Origin of the sequence: Flavobacterium gelidilacus DSM 15343 (assembly GCF_000422685.1) — a bacterium.
Lineage (GTDB): Bacteria > Bacteroidota > Bacteroidia > Flavobacteriales > Flavobacteriaceae > Flavobacterium > Flavobacterium gelidilacus.
In genome coordinates, this window is sequence record NZ_KE383903.1 from 157,367 (window position 1) to 177,442 (window position 20,076).

Annotated in this window: 14 protein-coding genes; 2 read left to right on the forward strand and 12 right to left on the reverse strand. The window is 30.9% G+C overall.

Annotation, left to right across the window (positions count from 1 at the left end; all coding sequences use genetic code 11):
• Nucleotides 1-79: 79 nt before the first annotated feature.
• The 12 genes from G507_RS0110485 to G507_RS0110540 all read right to left on the reverse strand — a co-directional run bounded on the left by G507_RS0110485 (nucleotide 80) and on the right by G507_RS0110540 (nucleotide 15,297).
• Nucleotides 80-778: a glycerophosphodiester phosphodiesterase gene (locus G507_RS0110485; protein WP_026717430.1), complete on the reverse strand. Its 699-nt coding sequence runs from the start codon at nucleotides 776-778 to the stop codon at nucleotides 80-82.
• 82 nt (nucleotides 779-860) lie between these two features.
• A complete protein-coding gene (locus tag G507_RS0110490; protein WP_026717431.1) occupies nucleotides 861-1,604 on the reverse strand; it encodes a phosphatase PAP2 family protein in 744 nt (247 codons plus the stop codon).
• Complete coding sequence (locus tag G507_RS0110495; protein ID WP_026717432.1) at nucleotides 1,591-2,304, reverse strand: COG4705 family protein; 714 nt, start codon at nucleotides 2,302-2,304, stop codon at nucleotides 1,591-1,593. The genes G507_RS0110490 and G507_RS0110495 overlap by 14 nt, the downstream gene beginning before the upstream one ends.
• A gap of 5 nt (nucleotides 2,305-2,309) precedes the next feature.
• Nucleotides 2,310-3,050: a COG4705 family protein gene (locus G507_RS0110500; RefSeq protein ID WP_026717433.1), complete on the reverse strand. Its 741-nt coding sequence runs from the start codon at nucleotides 3,048-3,050 to the stop codon at nucleotides 2,310-2,312.
• A gap of 197 nt (nucleotides 3,051-3,247) precedes the next feature.
• The gene (locus G507_RS0110505) at nucleotides 3,248-4,693 is read right to left on the reverse strand and encodes an alpha-amylase family glycosyl hydrolase (protein ID WP_026717434.1); all 1,446 of its coding nucleotides are present in this window, start codon (nucleotides 4,691-4,693) and stop codon (nucleotides 3,248-3,250) included.
• Nucleotides 4,694-4,705: 12 nt separating this feature from the next.
• On the reverse strand, nucleotides 4,706-5,644 hold the full coding sequence (locus G507_RS0110510) for an alpha/beta hydrolase (protein ID WP_026717435.1): 939 nt from the start codon (nucleotides 5,642-5,644) through the stop codon (nucleotides 4,706-4,708).
• Nucleotides 5,645-5,646: 2 nt separating this feature from the next.
• Nucleotides 5,647-7,485, reverse strand: coding sequence for a glycoside hydrolase family 13 protein (locus G507_RS0110515; protein ID WP_026717436.1), 1,839 nt, complete (start codon nucleotides 7,483-7,485; stop codon nucleotides 5,647-5,649).
• Nucleotides 7,486-7,534: 49 nt separating this feature from the next.
• Entirely contained in the window at nucleotides 7,535-9,646 is a 2,112-nt protein-coding gene (locus G507_RS0110520; protein ID WP_026717437.1) for a glycoside hydrolase family 97 protein, read from the reverse strand.
• A 4-nt stretch (nucleotides 9,647-9,650) separates the two neighbouring features.
• Nucleotides 9,651-11,945: a glycoside hydrolase family 65 protein gene (locus tag G507_RS0110525; protein ID WP_026717438.1), complete on the reverse strand. Its 2,295-nt coding sequence runs from the start codon at nucleotides 11,943-11,945 to the stop codon at nucleotides 9,651-9,653.
• Between the two features lie 42 nt (nucleotides 11,946-11,987).
• The gene (pgmB, locus tag G507_RS0110530; protein WP_026717439.1) at nucleotides 11,988-12,653 is read right to left on the reverse strand and encodes a beta-phosphoglucomutase; all 666 of its coding nucleotides are present in this window, start codon (nucleotides 12,651-12,653) and stop codon (nucleotides 11,988-11,990) included.
• 10 nt (nucleotides 12,654-12,663) lie between these two features.
• The gene (locus G507_RS0110535) at nucleotides 12,664-14,070 is read right to left on the reverse strand and encodes an MFS transporter (protein WP_026717440.1); all 1,407 of its coding nucleotides are present in this window, start codon (nucleotides 14,068-14,070) and stop codon (nucleotides 12,664-12,666) included.
• Nucleotides 14,071-14,277: 207 nt separating this feature from the next.
• A complete protein-coding gene (locus tag G507_RS0110540) occupies nucleotides 14,278-15,297 on the reverse strand; it encodes a LacI family DNA-binding transcriptional regulator (RefSeq protein WP_026717441.1) in 1,020 nt (339 codons plus the stop codon).
• A 227-nt stretch (nucleotides 15,298-15,524) separates the two neighbouring features.
• Here G507_RS0110540 and G507_RS0110545 point away from each other — a divergent pair, with 227 nt between their 5' ends.
• Together G507_RS0110545 and G507_RS0110550 are read left to right on the forward strand one after the other, a co-directional pair.
• Nucleotides 15,525-18,461 carry a SusC/RagA family TonB-linked outer membrane protein gene (locus G507_RS0110545; RefSeq protein ID WP_026717442.1) on the forward strand — a complete coding sequence of 979 codons (2,937 nt, stop codon included), beginning with the start codon at nucleotides 15,525-15,527 and terminating at the stop codon, nucleotides 18,459-18,461.
• Nucleotides 18,462-18,471: 10 nt separating this feature from the next.
• Nucleotides 18,472-20,076, forward strand: a complete 1,605-nt coding sequence (locus G507_RS0110550; protein ID WP_026717443.1) for a RagB/SusD family nutrient uptake outer membrane protein — start codon at nucleotides 18,472-18,474, stop codon at nucleotides 20,074-20,076.

Sequence of the window (20,076 nt, forward strand, 5' to 3'; positions counted from 1 at the left end):
GGAAGCTCTTTGCAAGGCTTAGCTCTATGGCTTTTGTGCTGCGGACTTGTATTGTATAGCCAGATGAAGCTCTAAAAAACTAAAAACAAGCGTGAATTCTGTCTGGAAAATTGCAGAACATTCCGTCAACACCAAAATAAATGGCTTCTTTAATATCAGAAATTTCGTTGACGGTGTAAGTATAAACCTTTAAATTATATTTGTGAATTTCTTCGACTTCTTGTTTTGTTAAAGTGAAAAACCAAGGATTTATTGCAATAGCTTTTATTTTTTTTGCATATGGAATAGCATCAAGATGATTTTGCTGGGATAAAAGTGCTATTGGAATTTCGGGATTGAGTTTTCTGAATATTTTTAGTTCATCCCAGTCAAAACTTGAAATTAGAAAATGCTGATTAGTATACTTTGCTTTTTGAATGAAATTATCAACAATTTTATGCGTTTGCAAAGCTGTATTTTGACCTTTTAATTCGATATTTAGTGGAACTCTTTTATCTATGAATTCAATTACTTCAATTAAGGTTGGGATTTTATGATTACCTATTAAATTGATACTTTTTACTTCTTCTAACGTTAAATCTTCAATATTTTCTAAAGATAAAGCTAATCGTTTTAGGGTTTTATCATGAAAAACTACTACTTCACCGGTTTTGATGACATAAACATCAATTTCTATCATATCAACAAATAAGTCTAATGCTTTTTGAAATGACAACATAGTGTTTTCGGTTTCGTAACCCATTGCTCCTCTGTGGCCTATGATAAGTGGTTTTTCCATTTTAAAATATTATTACAACTCCAAAAATATATGGCTAAAAATACAAATTAAAACTTTACCATAGAAGACCAAATTATCATTATTAAAATTGAATTGTGTATGCCAAACCAGCTTGTTTTCCATTATAAAAAGGTATAGCTAAAGCCGTTTTATTTTTCGCTTTGAATATTTTTTCATTAATGACAGGAAACAACCAATAAGCGGCTTTTGTGCTTAAAATTCCGATTCCTGCTCCCATGGCAACATCTGTTAACCAATGCTTATTGTTATACATTCTAAAAGCTCCTGTTCCTGCTGCTACAAGATATCCAGAAACTCCATACCAAACCGATTTATCTTTATATTCTTGCCACATAAATTCGGCTCCAACAAAAGCAGTTGCAGTATGTCCTGAAGGAAATGAATCAAAATTACTTCCATCTGGTCGTTCAACTTTAGTCAGGTGTTTTAAACTTGTGACCGTAGTTGCCATAATTAAATAAGAAGTTCCTAAAATAATGGTCCTGTCTTTAAGATTGTTTTTTCCTTGAATTCCTGCTAAATTTAGTCCATAAACAGCAGCAGCTGGTGCATATTGAGAAAAATCATCAATAGAAGTTTTTTTGTCTATGTCATCTATAACCTCTTCTCTAATGTTTGTATTATAAAGTTTTATTTGATCACTTTCCATACCTACAATAGCATAAGTCATTAAGATACTTGGAATTATTAATTGCTTATAATTAAATTTATTGTTCTTATTAATTTTTGTACTATCAATTGATTGTTGAGCAAAGGATAATTGTAAGCCTAAAAGACAAAATATATATAATTTATATTTGTTCATGACTTTGTTTATTAGTAAAAAATATGATTGAAAATAATGTGACAAGAAAAATACTTGTATATACATTCCCTAAATCTAATCCTTGTGGTTTTGAAATATAATTTCCAAATGTTGCTCCAATGGGATGAATTAATACAATGGTAATCCAGTAGAAAACTTCTTTTGAAATCTTTTTAAGAACTAAAAGCACAATAAAAATAAGAAGTAGTATTACAAGTAAAATTGTTCCTCCTGCTGCACCTAATGGAGTATCATTAGAGAGAAAATCTCCAGAAGTTGTTCCAAAGGTGCTTGATGTTAAAATAGCCAACCAATATAAAAACTCAACTTTCTTCTCAGTAAAAGGATTTTTACTTTTGGATAAAAGATGAATTCCTATTAAAACAAGAAACAAAGTTGAAATTACTAACAATGAGCCATAGATTGTTCCTAATTCTAATTGAATACAAATTAAATCAGCAACATTTGTTCCTGCAATATTTCCTACTATTATAAGGAACCAATAAAATAGTAAATTGTTTTTCTTATTTTTAATTTCATAAATAATTGAAATAATGAACAACGAAACTAAAATAACTGACCCAACTTTATACCCTAATTCTAAATCTCTAGAAATATAATTACCTACAATTTCTCCAGTTGTAGTAGCAATAATCATTAATATCCAATAAATAAAATTGACTTGTGGAATATTTTTCATTTAATTTATTTTTTTAATTGTTTATGAGAGAAGTAAATCATAATCAGCATAATAAATACTGAAACTAAAGATGCTTGTAGAGTACCTAAATCTAAACCTCCTTTTGCAATGGGTTTGGTTAGAAAATCTCCAAAAGTTGCGCCAAACGGACGTGTAAACACAAAGGCTAACCAAAATAAGAACACTTCATTTAGCTTCGTGAAATAATGCAATAAAACAACTATAACAATTATTGCAGCTGTGATTAAAGCACCTTGTAAATAGCTCAAGCCAATTGCATCACCTAAGTAATCACCAAAAGCAGTTCCTAAACTATTAGAAAACAAAACAGCTGTCCAAAAGAGAATTTCTTTATTTTTTTCTATAATTGGGCTTACATTTAGGTTGTTGTATTTTTTAAACCAAAAATATAACGTAGTTATTAATCCAAAAAATAGTAATAAACTTCCATAAGTATATCCTAAATGCAGACTTCTGTCGATAAAATCAGAAATTTCAGTTCCTAATGTTGTTGTTGCAATTATGACTAACCAAAAAATTATAGGTTTGTAATTTTTATATTTTAATTGAATTAACAATACAACTAGAAAAAAGATTCCAGTAATAAGTATTCCTGTTGAATAACCTAAGTTTAGTGTCATTGAAATAAAGTCACCCAAGGTTTCTCCAAGTGTTGTCGCCACAATTTTCATCAACCAAAATAAAAGTGTTATTTCAGCTACTTTATTTATAGTTTTTGTTACCATAATTTATGTCTTATTCTATTTTTTGAAATAAGATTTCAAAATATTTATTGTTATTTAGAACGACAAAAATATAGGTATATTAAAAAAAACGGCTTAACATTCCCTTAAGATTATCCTATTTAATCCTTAAGAAATAAGCCTATACTAAAAAAGCACCAATTGAAAAATTGATGCTTTTATTGTAACATGAAGAAATATTATTGCTGTAAAATATAATATTGCCAAGCTTTTAACGGATAAATTTGTTTTTCATTTAATCCAATAGTTTCACCTGAAATTAGATCTTTGTAGCTTCCATTTAAAGGAACACTTACCTCAATTGGCTTTGAAGATAAATTTGCCATATAGATAACTTTTTTTCCGTCTTTTACTCGTTCAAAAACTAAAACTTGATCATCTTTTGAAGATTTTATTCTTGTGTAAGTTGCTTTGTTTTTTCCACCATTTAGAGCAATGTTATTGTTTTTCAAACTTCCTAGTTTAGCTCTAAAATCCCAATCTTTTCCTTTTGTTTTTGGAATTGAATCTTTTTCAAAGAATTTTAAACTGTGGTTTAATCCATATTCGTTTCCGCTGTAAATTAATGGCATTCCTGGTGTTATGTAGCTTAATGCAGTCATAGCTTCTTCTGCTTTTCCCAATCTACTTTGAATAGTTCCATTCCAAGAATTTTCATCATGATTATCTACAAAGCTCATTAAAATATCATTTGCTTCATATTTATTTATATCATCTACAATAAACTTATCCCAATCTTTTACGTTTTTTTTACCCTGAGCAATGTCTTTCATTAAATGATGACTTGTCCAATTATACCCCATGTCAAATAAATTGTCTTTCATTAATTCTGGTTGCCAAGCTTCAGCTAGCATGAAAATATTTTTTTCTTTTCTTAATGTTGGAATAGATTGTTGCCAAAAATCTGTAGGAACATTACTTGCCACATCACAACGAAAACCATCAATGTTTTCATTTTTTATCCAATGCAACATATCGTTAGTCATTTCTTTACGAAGTTTCTGGTTGTCGTAATTTAAATCGGCAACGTCTGTCCAGCCCCAAGATTTTCCGTTTTCTGGATTGATTGGGTCGATAATTTCACCTTTTGCATTTTTAGTATAAAATTCTGGGTGTTCTTTTATCCAAACATGATCCCAACCTGTGTGATTTGGCACCCAATCCAAAATAACATACATTCCGTTATCGTGAGCTGTTTTTACCATTTTTCTGAAATCTTCAATTGTTCCAAATTCAGGATTTACAGCTTTAAAATCTGAAACTGCATAATAACTTCCTAAATATTTATGTTGCTCTTCTTTTGGCATTTCTGAAGCAAATTTACTATCATCACCACCAGTTGCTTTTCTTTTAGTTTCAGAAATTGGAAAAATAGGCATCACCCAAATAATCTTTACTCCCAATTCTTTTAATTTTGGAATGTCTTTTGTGAATTCATTAAAAGTTCCTTCAGGTGAATATTGACGAATATTTACTTCATAAATCACAGCATTTTCTTCTACTTCTGGAGAAAATTGTGCGATTTCTGATTTTACTTCTTCTGTTGTTGTTTCAGTTTCTTTAGCTTCTTTTTTACAACTAATTAAAGCTACAAGTAGTAATGCTGATAAAAGTATTTTTTTCATTTCTGCTATTTTTTATTTCTTAAACATAAATTCAAAGGGAATATCTAGTCTTTTTTGCCATGAAACTTCAGAATGATTTTCTCCTTCAAATTTTAAATTTTTATAATTTACTGATGTGTAATTTTTTTCCTTGAATAGTTTATTTACCGTCTCTTCATATTGAGGATAGAATCGATCTAATGACTCTGTTCCAAAGTCAAAATAAAATTTATGATTTTTATAATTTGGAATATTTTTTTCTAAATAACTAAAAAATGAATTTGGAATTGTTTGATCATCATTAGGTAATAATCCAGGCCAATGCGTTGAAATGCAAATTGCTCCAACAAAAATTTCTGGATATTCACATATGGCATACATTGACATTAAACCTCCCATGCTCGATCCGCCAACAAAAGTATTTTCTTGATTTTTTAATGTTGAGTAGGTTTCATCAATATAAGGTTTTACTTCTTCTACTATAAATTTTAAATAATCGTCTCCTTTAAAATCGTTTTCAGAAATAGTCACACCTCTTTTTTTAGCTAAATCAAAAATATATTCTTTATCTTTTTCTGCAATAAAATTAAGTGCTTTTTTGGGAAACAAATCTAAGAATCGAATTTGTGGAATATTATGAATTCCAACAACAATAAATTCAGTGATTTTGTTTTCTATTATTAGTTTTGAAGCAACTTCATCTACTTTCCATTCTTCTTTGTTCCAAGTTGTGTTTGCATCAAATAAATTTTGCCCATCATGCATATACAACACGTTATATTTTTTATCCTTTGAATAGTTTTTAGGCAACCAAACATCAACATTTCTAGGTTGAATTAATTTTGTGGGAAAACTATCAATTCTAATTATCGTTCCCTCAACTTTATCAGATTCTGGCAAAGAGTAGCTTTTAATTTGACTATGAGCCAAAGAAAATGTAAAGAAGAAAAGTATCAGAATGTTTTTTTTCATGTTTATTTCAATTCTAAAATTAAACTGGTTTTTCCTTCAATGGATACTTCATTTTTCAAATCAAAATTTTGACCGGATAAAATATCTTTACCAGAATTGTATTTTATTAAATTTTCTTGAAAACGAGTCAGGTTTACTTTTTGATTGTCTTTTGAATTATTCACAATTACCATCACACTTTCTGTATCATTATAACGAAAGTAAACGTAAACATTATTTTCTGGAATGTAATGGGTTAGTTTTCCGTTGTGAATTACCTCTTTATTTTTTCTCCAATTCAATAATTTTTTAGAGAAATCGAAATATTGTTTTTGAGCAGTTGTTCTTCCTGAATTTATAAAAGCGTTGTTTTTATCTGTTTTCCAACCACCAGGAAAATCTTTTCGGATTTCAGAATCACCACCATTTCCTTTATCACCAGCCATTCCGATTTCTGAACCATAATATATTTGAGGAATGCCTCGCATTGTTGCAATAACAGTCAATCCCAATTGGTATTTCTTAAAATCATTTTTATAGATTTCATTAAAACGAACTGTATCATGATTTTCTAAAAACAGCAACAAATTATTTGGATCAGCATACAAGAAATCATTCACAAAATTATCGTAAAACTTTATCATTCCGTCATTCCATGAAGCATTTTCTTCGTTAAAAACATTTCCAAAAACATCGTGTAAAGTAAAATCCATCACACTAGGTAAGTAGGAATTATAACTCTGAATTTTTGAAATGGGACTGTCTTTTTGCCAATACGAAATCTGTGCTTGATCGTGCATCCAAACTTCTCCAACTATGTTAAAATAGGGATATTCATCCATAACCGCTTTGGTCCATTTTGCAATTCCATCTTTATCGCAATACGAATAAGTATCAACACGAAAACCGTCTAAATCTGCAAATTCAACCCACCAAATCGCATTCTGAATCAAATAATTCAATACTAAAGGATTAGTTTGATTTAAATCTGGCATACTTGGCACAAACCAGCCATCCATACAATATTTAGCATCGCGTTTTGAACCGTTAATATCGTATTGAGTTGTCATTCGATAATTACTTTGAGCGTAACCTGGAAATTGATGAAACCAATCATAAGTTGGCATATCTTTAAACATCCAGTGTTCTGCACCCCAATGATTTGTAACGTAATCTTTTATTAGTTTCATATCACGTTTGTGCATTTCTGAAGCTAAACGTTTGTAATCCTCATTGGAACCATAACGCGCATCGATTTGATACACATCTGATTGTCCGTAAGTGTGATAGGAATAGCCTTTGTCATTATCTTCACACATTGGTGTGCTCCAAATAGCTGTTGCTCCTAATTCATTTATGTAATCTAAATTATCGATAATGCCTTGAACATCTCCACCGTGTCTTCCACCTGGTAATTCTCTGTTTGCCTTTTCTTGTAATTTTGAAGAAGAATCGTTGGATTCATTACCATTGGCAAAACGATCTGGCATTAATAAATAAACCACATCCGAAGCATCAAAACCTTTTCTTAAAGCCGAATTTTCTCGTCGCTTTTTGATTTCAAAATCTTTAGTAAATGATTTCTTTCCGTTTTTGAACGTGAATTTTAAAGTTTGAACTGAAACATTTTTTGTGTCAATTGTAACGAAAACATAATTTGGGTTTTCCGTTTTTGTCACGTTTGTGATGATAACACTATTTGAAATTGAAACTGTGTTTTCTGTTATATTTTTTCCGTAAAATAAAACTTGAATTTCACTTTTGTTCATACCTTCATACCAAAATGGTGGTTCCATCTTGTCGATTTGAGCAAAGGTGAAAGTTGTTATTAAAAGGAATAAAACTACTATCTGTTTTTTCATGTTTAATTATTTTAGATGCTGAATCCAATTCAGCATGAAAAGGTGAAACTTATTTTATTTCAACAATACTGATTCCGTAACCACCAGCTGCCACTGAAGTCATTTTTAATTTTGACTTACTAGTTACTTTTTGCTTTGTAATTTTATAAGCTTGAGGATTCGTTTTGTAATCAGCTTCTTTTGCATCAGCATAAATTGTTGCTTCGTATTTTTTACCTTTTTCTAGGAAATCTAAATTTATTGTTGAAGTTCTTGCGTTATTTCCGTTTGAATTTCCAACAAACCAATTGTTTGAATTTTTATCTTTTCTAGCAATTGTAATGTAATATCCTGGTTCTGCTTCTAAATACTTTGATTCAGACCATTCCACAGGAACATCTTTTATAAATTGAAAAGCATCCAAAAAACGATTGTAATTCTCAGGTAAATCGGCCGCCATTTGTAAAGGTGAATACATCACAACATATAATCCTAATTGATTAGCAATCGTAGCATTAACATGTGAATTATTGTTTGGATTTAATTTAGCAATATCCATTTCAAAAACTCCAGGAGTATAATCCATTGGTCCGCCCATTAATCTTGTAAACGGTAAAATTGTCGTGTGATTTGGTTTTGAACCTCCAAAAGCTTGAAATTCTGTTCCACGAGCTGATTCATTTCCAATTAAATTTGGATAAGTTCTGGCTATTCCTGTTGGACGAACTGCTTCGTGAGCATTTACCATAATTTTATAATCAGCTGCTTTTTCAAGAGCATATTGGTAATGATTTATTATCCATTGACTATAATGATGTTCACCTCTTGGTAACATATTTCCAACGTAACCACTTTTTACAGCATCATAACCGTTGTCTTTCATGAATTGATAAGCTTTATCCATGTGACGTTCGTAGTTTCTTGCTGAACCAGAAGTTTCATGATGCATAATCATTTTTACACCTTTTGATTTTGCGTAAGCATGAATTTCTTGCACATTAAAATCGGGATAAGGTGTCACGAAATCAAAAACATAATCTTTTGATTGTCCGAACCAATCTTCCCAACCTTCATTCCAACCTTCTACTAAAACGGCATCAAATCCGTGAAGTGCAGCAAAATCTATATATTCTTTAACATGTTTATTGTTTGCAGCGTGCGTTCCATTTTGTTTCGCTTTTGAATAATCGGTTACTCCTAATTGTATTGCTGGAAAATCGTTTGTGTATGACCATGAACTTTTTCCTGTTATCATTTCCCACCAAACGCCAACATATTTTACTGGTTTTATCCAAGAAGTATCTTCAATTTTACAAGGTTCGTTTAAGTTTAAAGTCATTCTTGAAGCCAAAATATCTCGAGCATCATTACTTATAACCATTGTTCTCCAAGGTGAGACGCAAGGTGCTTGCATATAGCCTTTATCACCTTTTGCATCAGGAGTTAAGTGTGATTGAAAAACAAAAGTCTTGTCATTCAAATCTAAACTCATACACGAATAATTAATCAAAGCCGCTTCGTGAAGATTGATGTAAATTCCGTCTGAAGTTTTCATCATTAATGAAGTTTGAACTCCGGTTTCAGAAAATTGTTGCTGTGAAGCATTATCTGTTACTGCTTTTTTAAATAAACCTCTTATTTCAGACAATTTACTTTCTGTAAAATCGTATTCTTGTGTGTCATAATCTCCTGGAATCCAGAAAGCAGTGTGATCACCAGTCATGGCAAATTCTGTTCTTTCTTCTTTAATTACAAAATAAACTAAGTTTTTTTGTTGTGGAAATTCATATCTAAAACCTAAACCATCATTGAAAAGTCTAAAACGAATGATCATTTGTCGATTTGTTTCGTTTTGACTAAGAACAACAGCTAGTTCATTGTAATGGTTTCTAATTTCTGTTTCTTCACCCCAAACGGTTTTCCATGTTTCGTTGAAAGTTGAATTTTGAACACTGTCAATTTTAAATTCATTTAACAATGATTTTTTGTCGTTTTTTAATTCCAATCCTAACTTACTAGATTTTATTACTTCTTTGTTTAAGTAAGAAAGTTGATACGTTGGAGTTCCATCATTTAATAAGGAAAATTTCATGGTGAAATTACCGTTTGGTGATTTGAATTCTTGTGCGTTTCCAAAAATTGAAACTATGATTGTGAGAATTAAAACTAAAAACTGCTTCATTGTATTATAATTTAACTAATTGTGATTTTCCATTTACTAAAACATCAATGTCTTGATTTCCTTCCACACTTACTTTAGTTTCGTTGTGATTTACTTCAACTTTAACAATCGAATTTCTGAAATTTACTTTGAACGAATAGGCCTTCCATTCTTTTGGAATTTTAGGTTCGAAAGATAATTTTCCTTGTTTAACTCTCATTCCACCAAAACCTTCTACAATACTCATCCAAGTTCCAGCCATTGATGTGATGTGTAAACCTTCATGCACTTCTTTGTTGTAATCATCTAAATCTAAACGTGATGTTCGTAAATAGAAAGTATAAGCCTGTTCCATCCGTCCTAAAACAGCAGCCTGAATTGAATGCACACAAGGAGAAAGTGAACTTTCATGAACTGTAAATGGTTCATAAAAATCGAAATGTTTCTCTAATTGTTCTTTGGTAAAATGGTCTTCAAAAAAGTAGAATCCTTGTAATGTATCTGCTTGTTTTATATATGGTGAACGTAAAATTCTGTCCCAAGACCATTTTTGATTAATTGGTCGTTGTGTTTTATCTAAATTCGCAACTGTAATTAATTCTTTATCTAAAAATCCATCTTGTTGTAAATAAACTCCGTTTTCTTCTGAATATGGAAAATACATGTTGTCAGCTACTTTTTTCATGTCTGAAATTTCAGCTGCAGCTAGATTTACCTTATTTAAAATTCGAGTATAATCTGATGGATATTCTTTTTCTATTTTATTGATTTGTTCAATAGTATAATCGATACACCATTTAGCGATATAATTCGTGTACCAATTGTTGTTTACGTTATTTTCGTATTCATTTGGACCTGTTACTCCAAGAATTACATATTGTTTTTTGGCTGTTGAAAAATTAGCTCTTTGATGCCAAAAACGAGCAATTCCGATTAAAACTTCTAAACCTTTTTCTGGAATATATGAATAATCTCCTGTATATCGATAATAGTTAAAAATCGCGAAGGCAATTGCACCATTTCTGTGAATTTCTTCGTGTGTGATTTCCCATTCGTTGTGACATTCTTCACCATTCATGGTAACCATTGGATATAAAGCAGCTCCGTTTTTGAATCCTAAATTATCTTGAGCATTTTCAATAGCTTTATCTAACTGATTGTAACGATAAGTCAATAAATTTCTTGCTACATTTTGATCTTTTGTAGCCATGTAAAAAGGAATACAATACGCTTCCGTGTCCCAATAAGTTGAACCTCCATATTTTTCTCCTGTAAATCCTTTTGGACCAATATTTAAACGCGAATCTTTTCCTAAATATGTTTGATTTAAATGGAAAATATTGAAACGAATTCCTTGTTGTGCTTTTACGTCACCATCAATGGTAATGTCACTCATTTCCCAAATTTTTGCCCAAGCCTCAATTTGATTTTGAAGTAATTTTTCATAACCAAATTCTAATCCTTTATCAATAACGTCTTGTGAAGCTTTGATTAATTGTTGTTCATCGTGATTAGTAGAAACCGTGTAACCACCTAATTTTTGAATCGTAATCGTTTGCCCTTTTGAAGCAGCAAATTCGTATGAGAATTGCGTTTTATTTTCAGATTTTTCAATATTTGTTGGATTTACATCTGTAATTTTTCCGTTTACTACAAAACTATTGTGCATGAATGTACAAGCAGAAAAATTAGTCTTTAAAGTTCTTGAAACAATGAATCCTGAATTCTGTTTGTTTTTGATTTCTAAAATATCCCAAAATTTATCATCCCAATTGGTATCTTCATTTGTGATTCCGGCATCAACATAAGGTTTGAAAACTATTTTTGCATCTTTATTTAAAGCTTTTACTTCATAATTAATTACACCTAATTCATCTAAATCTAAAGATAAAAATCGCTTTACATTTACACCAACTTGCGTACCATTTTGCAAAGTAGCTTCAAAAGAACGTGAATAAACACCTTCTTTCATATTTAATTCTCTTCTGAAATTTTTTACTTCAGAACAAGTGGCTAAATTTAGTTGTTCCCCGTTGATTTCGATATCAATTCCAATCCAATTTGGAGCATTTAACACTTTGGCAAAATATTTTGGATAACCATTTTTCCACCAACCCACACGTGTCTTATCTGGATAATAAACTCCAGCAATATAACTTCCTTGGAAAGTTTTTCCTGAATAAGATTCTTCAAAATTAGCACGTTGCCCCATCGCACCGTTACCAATACTGAATAAACTTTCAGATGATTTTACTCTACTTGCATCAAATCCTTCTTCAATGATGGACCAATTATCTGGTTTTATATAATCTTGGTTCATTCTATATTTTGTTTAATTGTTTAATTGTTAAGCTATATAACATTAAACACATTTTTCATTTATTAAATTTTCTATAAAGCTTAAATCTATGAACGTAAAATCGTTAAAGATATAATCTGCTTCGTGGAGAACATCTGTTTCTCCGATTCCAATACTTATCATATTGGCTAAATTCGCAGCTTGAATTCCTGCAACAGAATCTTCAAAAACAATACAGTTTTCAGCAATATCGTTTACTTTATTTGCACCTTGAAGAAATACTTCAGGATCAGGTTTTGCATTTGATACATCATTTCCGTCTACAATAGCATCGAAATAATGCATAATTTTTGCTTTTTCTAGAATTGGTTTTGCATTTTTACTAGCCGAACCTAATACTATATTTTGTTCGTGTTGTTTTAAATAGTCTAGCACTTGCATTACACCAGGAAGAATTTCACTTTCGTCCATTTCTTCAATATACGTCAGATATTCTGTGTTTTTTTGAAGCAACCACTCGTTTTTTTGGACTTGAGTCGCATCCACATTTCCTAAAGCTAATATTAGATCTAAAGATCTTACACGACTAACTCCTTTAAGTTGTTCGTTGTGTTCTGGCGTAAATTCGATTCCTATTTGAGCCGCTAATCTTTGCCATGCTAAAAAGTGATATTTTGCTGTGTCAACAATTACTCCGTCAAGGTCGAATATGAATGTTTTTTTACTCATTTTTTAATTTTTAACCTGAAATTGCGTTTTTGTCTGTAATTAATAAATTACAACATCCTGCAATAATTAATGAAATTCCTGCTAAAAGCATTGCGTTTATATGCTCACTACCGATTAATTTATACAAGAAATTTATTCCGCCAAGAGCAGCAATAATTTGGGGAATTACAATAAACATATTGAACAATCCCATCATCATTCCCATTTTTTTAGGATTTACTGAACTCGATAACATGGCATAAGGCATTGAAAGAATACTTCCCCAAGAAAAACCTATCAATATAAAAGAATATAGTAAGGTTGATGGCGTTGCATAAAACATATAGATAAATCCTAAACCTCCTAAAATTAGGGAAGCCATATGAATTAATTTCCTGTTTATTTTATTTTTCATAGTGTAGAAAGACAATAAAAGAGCAAAAGCCATTGAAGAAAGTCCGTAGACTCCGGTTGAAGAACCCACTAAATCCGCTGCGTCATTATAAACTTTATCTTTTGCTTTATACCCTTGTTCTTTTTCTACACTTAAGAAAATAGGCTCTTTTTTATCATTTTTAAGAACTTCACCTTCAGTATTTAATTGAGCATATTCTTTGGCATCAGGTTTAGGTGCATTGAAAACATGCTCTGTTAAGGCAGGCATAGATAAACTCCACATGGTGAAAAAGGCAAACCAACTAAAAAATTGAATTAAGCCAAGTTTTTTCATGGTTGAAGGCATTTCTTTTAAACTTGTCATTAAATCTGGAATAAATCTTGACTCTTTTTTTTCTGAAAGAAATTCTTCTAAATTTTCTGGTGGATCTTCTTTTGTTGTTAATAATGTATAAACTATACTAGCAATAAATACAAAAGCACCAATTGAAAATGCAACTACAACAGATTGTGGAATAACTCCCGCAGAAGCCTCATTTGAAACTCCTAATTTATTTACTAACCAAGGTAAGTTACTCGCTACCCATGTTCCAATTCCGATAATTAGTGTTTGAACGACAAATCCGTTTGAACGTTGCGATTCTGGAAGTTTGTCAGCTACTAAAGCACGAAAAGGTTCCATACTAATGTTAATTGAAGAATCAAGCACCCATAATAATCCTGCAGCAATCCATAATGCTGGAGAATGAGGCATAAAAAATAAGGTAATAGAAGCTAAAATAGCTCCGATAAGGAAATATGGTTTTCTTCTTCCAAATTTTGGACTCCACGTATTATCTGATAAATATCCTATTATTGGTTGAACTAAAAGACCTGTTAAAGGTGCTGCAATCCATAACCCTGGAATATCATCAACTTCGGCACCAAGAGTTTGAAAAATTCGAGACATGAATCCACCTTGTAAGGCAAATCCAAATTGTATTCCTAGAAATCCAAAACTCATGTTCCAAATTTGCCAGAAATTTAGCTTACGCTTTTCCATTATCGTATTTAATTGGTTAATAAAACGATAAGCGATATTTAATTGCTTATCAAAACTTAATTTATTTTCGAAGTAAAGTTATAAGCTTTGATGTCACAAATATATATTTTATTTTAATTGAAAAAACATTTTAATAAGATTTAACAAATCCATTTTGCATATAAAATATTTATATATAATTGAATGACAGTGTTTTAAAAAACACTATCACGTTGTAGTAGATTCTCTTAAAACCAATTCAGTTTCAATTATTTCTGTTGTGTAAAGCTCATCTTCTTCATCTTTCTCGAGTCTATCAATTAGCATTTTTGCGGCTTTTCTCCCCATTTTAATTCCATTTTGACTTACTGTAGAAATACTTGGCGTTGAAAATTGAGAAATAATTCCATCAGTAAAACCAATAACAGAAAAATCATCTGGGACTTTTTTATCTTGCTTATTGGCTAATTTAATTGCTGTTACTGCAAAAAGCTCATTTACTGCAAACAAAGCATCAAATTCTTGATTTTTAATTAGTGATTCAATTTTATTGGAACAATTATCAATGTCTTCTATTTTTACTATTAAATCTTCATTGATTTCAATCCCGTTTTCTCTTAAAGCTTTTAAATAACCATCTGTTCTTAACTTTCCAACACTTACATAATCTACCGTTGTTAGTAATGCGATTTTTTTAAATCCTCTAGAAATAAAGAATTGAATGGCATCATAGGCAGCTTGTTGGTCATCAATTATAACTTTATCACAGAAGACGTCATTTGTAACTCTATCAAACATTACAACTGGCATTCCTTGGCTAATAATTTCTTGTATGTGATGAAAATCTTTTTTTTGTTGGGTCTCTTTCGAAAGTGACAAAATAAAACCATCAGTGCTTCCATTGGCTAAAAGCTCCATATTAATAACTTCTTTATCAAATGATTCATCTGATAAGCAAACAATTACATTGTATCCATTTTCATTAGCTACCTGTTCTATTCCACTAATAACTGTTGCAAAAAAGTGATGAACAATTTCTGGGATAATTATACCAATCGTTTTAGTCTTTTTATTCTTTAAACTTAAGGCGATATTGTTTGGTTTATAATTGTATAATTTAGCAAATGCTTGAACTTTTTGCCTAGTATCTTCACTTATTTCATGACTGTCTTTCAAGGATTTAGAAACGGTTGAAATAGAAACATCTAATTCCTTTGCAATTTGCTTTAAAGTGACTTTTTTTCTCATTATAATTTTTGAAGACAATTAATATTACACTAAAAGTAGTTTATATTTTTCATATTCAAAATTTTAGTAAGGAATATTGCAGAAATTAATAAAGTTTTCAACACTACAACGTTTTCGCTACAGTGTAAATGGTTTGTCGTTTTTTTATCTCGGTATTTTACATAAATTTAACATTCGAAGCAAAGTTATTAAGCAGATTTTAACAAAAACTAACTTAAACAAATTGTATGAAGACAATACAAAAAAAACTATTCATTCTACTATTTATTTTACCTTTTAGCATCTTTGCTCAAAGTACTTTAAAAGGTACTATCTTAGATAATTTAGGGCAAACTTTAACTGGTGTGAGTGTGGTAGTTAAAGGCACATCAAACGGTGTTGCAACAGATTTTGATGGTAATTTTACGCTAACAAATCTAAAAAAAGGAGATGTTGTTTCCTTTTCTTACATAGGATTTACAACACAAGATTTAGTTTACAACAATCAAAAAGAAGTATCCATAACTATGCTAGAAGACTCACAGCAATTAGCTGATGTAGTTGTTATCGGATATGGAACCGTTAAAAAAGCTGATGCTACTGGTTCAGTTGCAACTGTTACTACTAAAGACTTTGTTAAAGGTCCTGTAGTTGCTGTTGACCAAATGATACAAGGTAAAGTAGCAGGTTTACAAATCACTAATGGCGGAGGTGCTCCTGGAGAAGGTTCAATAATAAGGATTAGACAAGGATCTTCAATTAGTGCAAATAATAGTCCTTTGGTTGTTATTGACGGAGTACCAGTGGCAGAAGACAATACCGGTGGAAGAAACTCGTTAGCAACAATAAATCAAAACGACATTGAAAGCGTAACTATTTTAAAAGATGCGTCAGCAACAGCCATTTATGGATCTAGAGCTTCTAATGGAGTAATTATTATTACCACTAAAAAAGGAAAAAGTGGAGAATTAAAGATAAATTATAATGGAAATGTTTCTTACAGTTCAATCTACAAAAAAGCAGAAGTTTTAAGTGCTGATCAATTTAGAACTTATGTGTCTGAAAACGGTAATGCAGATCAAATTGCATTATTAGGAACTGCTAATACTAATTGGCAAAATGAAATATACAGAGATGGATTAGGAACTGATCATAATATAGCACTTTCTGGAGGTGCAGATAACCTTACCTATAGGGCTTCCTTAGGTATGACAGATATGAATGGTATATTAAACAAAGACAACTATAACAGAGCAACCACATCTTTAGCACTTGTTGGTGATTTCTTTGATAATCATTTAAAAATGCAATTTAATAACAAAACTGCATTAACTAAAAACAATTACAGCAATAGAGGCGCTATTGGTTCTGCTGTTTCTTATGATCCAACTCAAAATGCTTATAATGCTGATGGAACTTATTTTCAATGGTACAATCCTAGTGGAGAAATTAACACTCTAGCCGGAAGAAACCCTTTGGCAGAATTAAATCAAAACAATAATTATGGTAATCATTTTAGAAGTTTAGGAAATTTACAAACAGAATACAAATTACATTTTTTACCCGAATTAAAAGCTATAGCCAATTTTGGTTATGACTACACAACAGGTAGAAGTTATGGCGATTCTTCACTTGATTATGGATATGCTCAAAATACTCCAGATTATTATAGCTCTACAAACACTAGTAAAAACACATTGATGGATTTATATCTTAATTATAAAAAAGATATAGCTGCTATAAAAGGTTCAGTAGAATTTACTGCTGGTTATAATTATCAAAATTTTCAATATACTGGTTTTGGAACTTCAACAAATAATAATGTAACGCCTCCAGGTCAAAATACATTTAGCGAATCAAATTTACAATCTGTTTTTGGAAGAGGAATTTTTAATTTATATGATAAATACATATTAACTGCAACAATAAGAAGAGATGGTTCTTCTCGTTTTAACGAAAATAACCGTTGGGGTAATTTTCCTTCTGCTGCTTTAGCATGGAAATTAAAAGAAGAGAGTTTTATTAAAAACATAGAAGCAATATCTAGTTTAAAAATGCGCTTTGGATGGGGAATTACTGGTCAACAAGACATTGGAGACCCATACCCTTCTATAGCAACCTACAACATTTCAAATAGCCAAGCACAATATCAATTAGGTGTTGACGGAAATGGACTTCCTGTTTTTTATACTACTGTAAGACCTCAACAATATAATGAAAATCTTAAATGGGAACAAACTGAAACTAGAAATGTCGGATTAGACTTTGGTTTTTTCAAAGATAGATTTACTGGTTCGGTTGATTTGTATGAAAAAAGAACAAAAGATTTATTATTATATGTAAATAATCCTGTTTTTTATGGTTTTTCTAATTTTGGAAATTATAATATTGGAAAAACAAAAAGTCAAGGTATAGAAATTGCAGCTCAAGTTATTCCTATTAGAACAGATGACTTTGAATTTACTGTTGGTGGTAATATTACTTTACAAAATTCAAAAGTTACAAAAATTATAGATGGAGCTCCTAATTTTGGATTATTATCACCTCAAGGTGGTATTCAAGGTGGTATTGGCAACAATGTGGAAATTATTAAAGAAGGTTACGCACCAAACTCATTTTATGTTTACGAACAAGCTTATGGAGCAAACGGACAACCAATTGATGGTGTTTTTATTGACCGAAATGGTGATGGTTCTATTGACACAAATGATCAATATGTATACAAAAAACCTACAGCTGATATTTTCTATGGATTATTCACAAATCTATCTTATAAAAACTGGGATATGTCTATGTCATGGCACGGAAGCTGGGGAAATTATATCTATAATAATGTAGATTCAAATTTAGGATGGCAAAATCAAGTGCTAATTAGAAATACTGATTTAAGTAATGCAGTAACTGAAGTTTTAAATACTAATTTTAGCAGTACTAATCCTGGTCGTTATTTATCTGATTATTATATTCAAGACGCATCATTTATTAGATTAGATAACGTTACAGTTGGATATAATTTCGAAAAATTCCTTGGAACAAATGCAAATGCTAAACTTTCATTAGGTGGGCAAAATTTATTATTATTTACTTCATACAAAGGAATTGACCCTGAAATTAATGGTGGTATAGATAACAATATTTACCCAAGACCTAGAATGTATACTTTAGGTTTAAATGTAAACTTTTAAATAAAAAATTATGAAAAAAAATAGAATTAACTTTTTAAGTCTTTTTGCAATTTGTGGAGTATTACTTTTTTCTTCTTGTGTTAATGAACTTGACACAAAACCTGAAGGAGATACACGACAAACGGCTGAAGAACTTTACAGCAATCCCGCTTCATACAAACAATATTTGGCTAAATTATATGCTGGTTTAGCAACTACTGGTCAACAAGGACCAGCTGGTGATGGTGACGTTGCAGGAATTGATGAAGGATTTAGTCAATACATTAGAAACTATTGGAACCTTCAAGAACTTACTACTGATGAAGCAATTATAGCTTGGAATGACGCTACCATCAAAGATTTCCATTGGCATACTTGGACAAAATCAGATGGTTTTTTAAAAGCGACGTACTATAGGTTAGCATTTCAAGTCACAAATTGTAATGAATTTTTACGTCAAACAACTGATGAAAAATTAGATTCAAGAGGCGTAACTGGGCCTTTACGTGAAGAAATTAAAACTTTTAGAGCAGAAGCTAGGTTTTTAAGAGCAATGAGTAATTGGCATATTGTAGATTTATTTGGTGCAGGATCATTAGAAACTGAAGATTCATCTATTGACTATCATTTACCTGATTACGCTACTAGAGCAGATATTTTTGCTAATATAGAACAAGAGCTTACTGCTATTGAAGCAGATTTAAAAGATCCAAATTCAAATGAAAAATATAGAATTGATAGAGCTGCAGCTTGGATGCTAAAAGCAAAATTATATCAAAATGCTAAAGTATATATTGGAGTTGACAGGGCCTCAGATGCATTAACATACATTAATAAGGTAGTTACGCAAACTAGTTATGCTTTAAACTCAAATTATACAAACCTGTTTTTAGCAGATAATGGTACAAATGGTGCTCAAAATGAATTTATTTATGCTGTTGCTTTTGATGGTTTAAATACTAAAACTTTTGGAGGTACTACTTATTTAGTACATGCTTCAATTGGTGGAAGTATGGCTGCTTCAAATTTTGGAGTAAACGGCGGTTGGGCTGGGTTAAGAACTACTTCTGCATTTGTTAACAAATTTAATGGAATGGATAATGATGGTAGAAAACAATTATACACAACTGGTCAAAATTTAGAGATTGCTAATGTGGGTGCGTTTACAGATGGATATGCAGTAACTAAATGGAAAAACATTGATATAAATGGTGTTGCTGGTTCAGACGCTGCTGGAGATTTTGCAGATACTGATTTCCCTATTTTCCGTTTAGCAGATGCTTATTTAATGTTAGCTGAATGTGAATTGAGAACAGGAGGAACAATAACCTCAACAACTCTAGGGTACTTAAATAGTTTAAGAGTAAGAGCTTATGGAAATACTTCAGGGAATATCTCTATTAGTGATGTTACTCTTCAATTCATTTTAGATGAGAGAGCTAGAGAATTACATTGGGAAGGTCATAGAAGAACCGATTTAATTAGATTTGGTCAATTCACAGGAAGCACTTATATATGGCCTTGGAAAGGAAATGTGGCTAATGGCGCACCTACTTCTTCCTATAGAAGCTTATTCCCAATACCTCAAGATGCTATTTCATTAAATCCAAAATTTATTCAAAATCCAGGTTATTAA

Excerpts from the sequence above, each read along its gene's own strand:
- G507_RS0110495 (WP_026717432.1), bottom strand. The coding sequence starts at position 2,304 with ATGAAAAATATTCCACAAGTCAATTTTATTTATTGGATATTAATGATT.
- G507_RS0110510 (WP_026717435.1), bottom strand. The coding sequence starts at position 5,644 with ATGAAAAAAAACATTCTGATACTTTTCTTCTTTACATTTTCTTTGGCT.
- G507_RS0110485 (WP_026717430.1), bottom strand. The coding sequence starts at position 778 with ATGGAAAAACCACTTATCATAGGCCACAGAGGAGCAATGGGTTACGAA.
- G507_RS0110540 (WP_026717441.1), bottom strand. The coding sequence starts at position 15,297 with ATGAGAAAAAAAGTCACTTTAAAGCAAATTGCAAAGGAATTAGATGTT.
- pgmB (WP_026717439.1), bottom strand. The coding sequence starts at position 12,653 with ATGAGTAAAAAAACATTCATATTCGACCTTGACGGAGTAATTGTTGAC.
- G507_RS0110525 (WP_026717438.1), bottom strand. The coding sequence starts at position 11,945 with ATGAACCAAGATTATATAAAACCAGATAATTGGTCCATCATTGAAGAA.
- G507_RS0110550 (WP_026717443.1), top strand. The coding sequence starts at position 18,472 with ATGAAAAAAAATAGAATTAACTTTTTAAGTCTTTTTGCAATTTGTGGA.
- G507_RS0110515 (WP_026717436.1), bottom strand. The coding sequence starts at position 7,485 with ATGAAAAAACAGATAGTAGTTTTATTCCTTTTAATAACAACTTTCACC.
- G507_RS0110505 (WP_026717434.1), bottom strand. The coding sequence starts at position 4,693 with ATGAAAAAAATACTTTTATCAGCATTACTACTTGTAGCTTTAATTAGT.
- G507_RS0110535 (WP_026717440.1), bottom strand. The coding sequence starts at position 14,070 with ATGGAAAAGCGTAAGCTAAATTTCTGGCAAATTTGGAACATGAGTTTT.
- G507_RS0110490 (WP_026717431.1), bottom strand. The coding sequence starts at position 1,604 with ATGAACAAATATAAATTATATATATTTTGTCTTTTAGGCTTACAATTA.
- G507_RS0110500 (WP_026717433.1), bottom strand. The coding sequence starts at position 3,050 with ATGGTAACAAAAACTATAAATAAAGTAGCTGAAATAACACTTTTATTT.
- G507_RS0110545 (WP_026717442.1), top strand. The coding sequence starts at position 15,525 with ATGAAGACAATACAAAAAAAACTATTCATTCTACTATTTATTTTACCT.
- G507_RS0110520 (WP_026717437.1), bottom strand. The coding sequence starts at position 9,646 with ATGAAGCAGTTTTTAGTTTTAATTCTCACAATCATAGTTTCAATTTTT.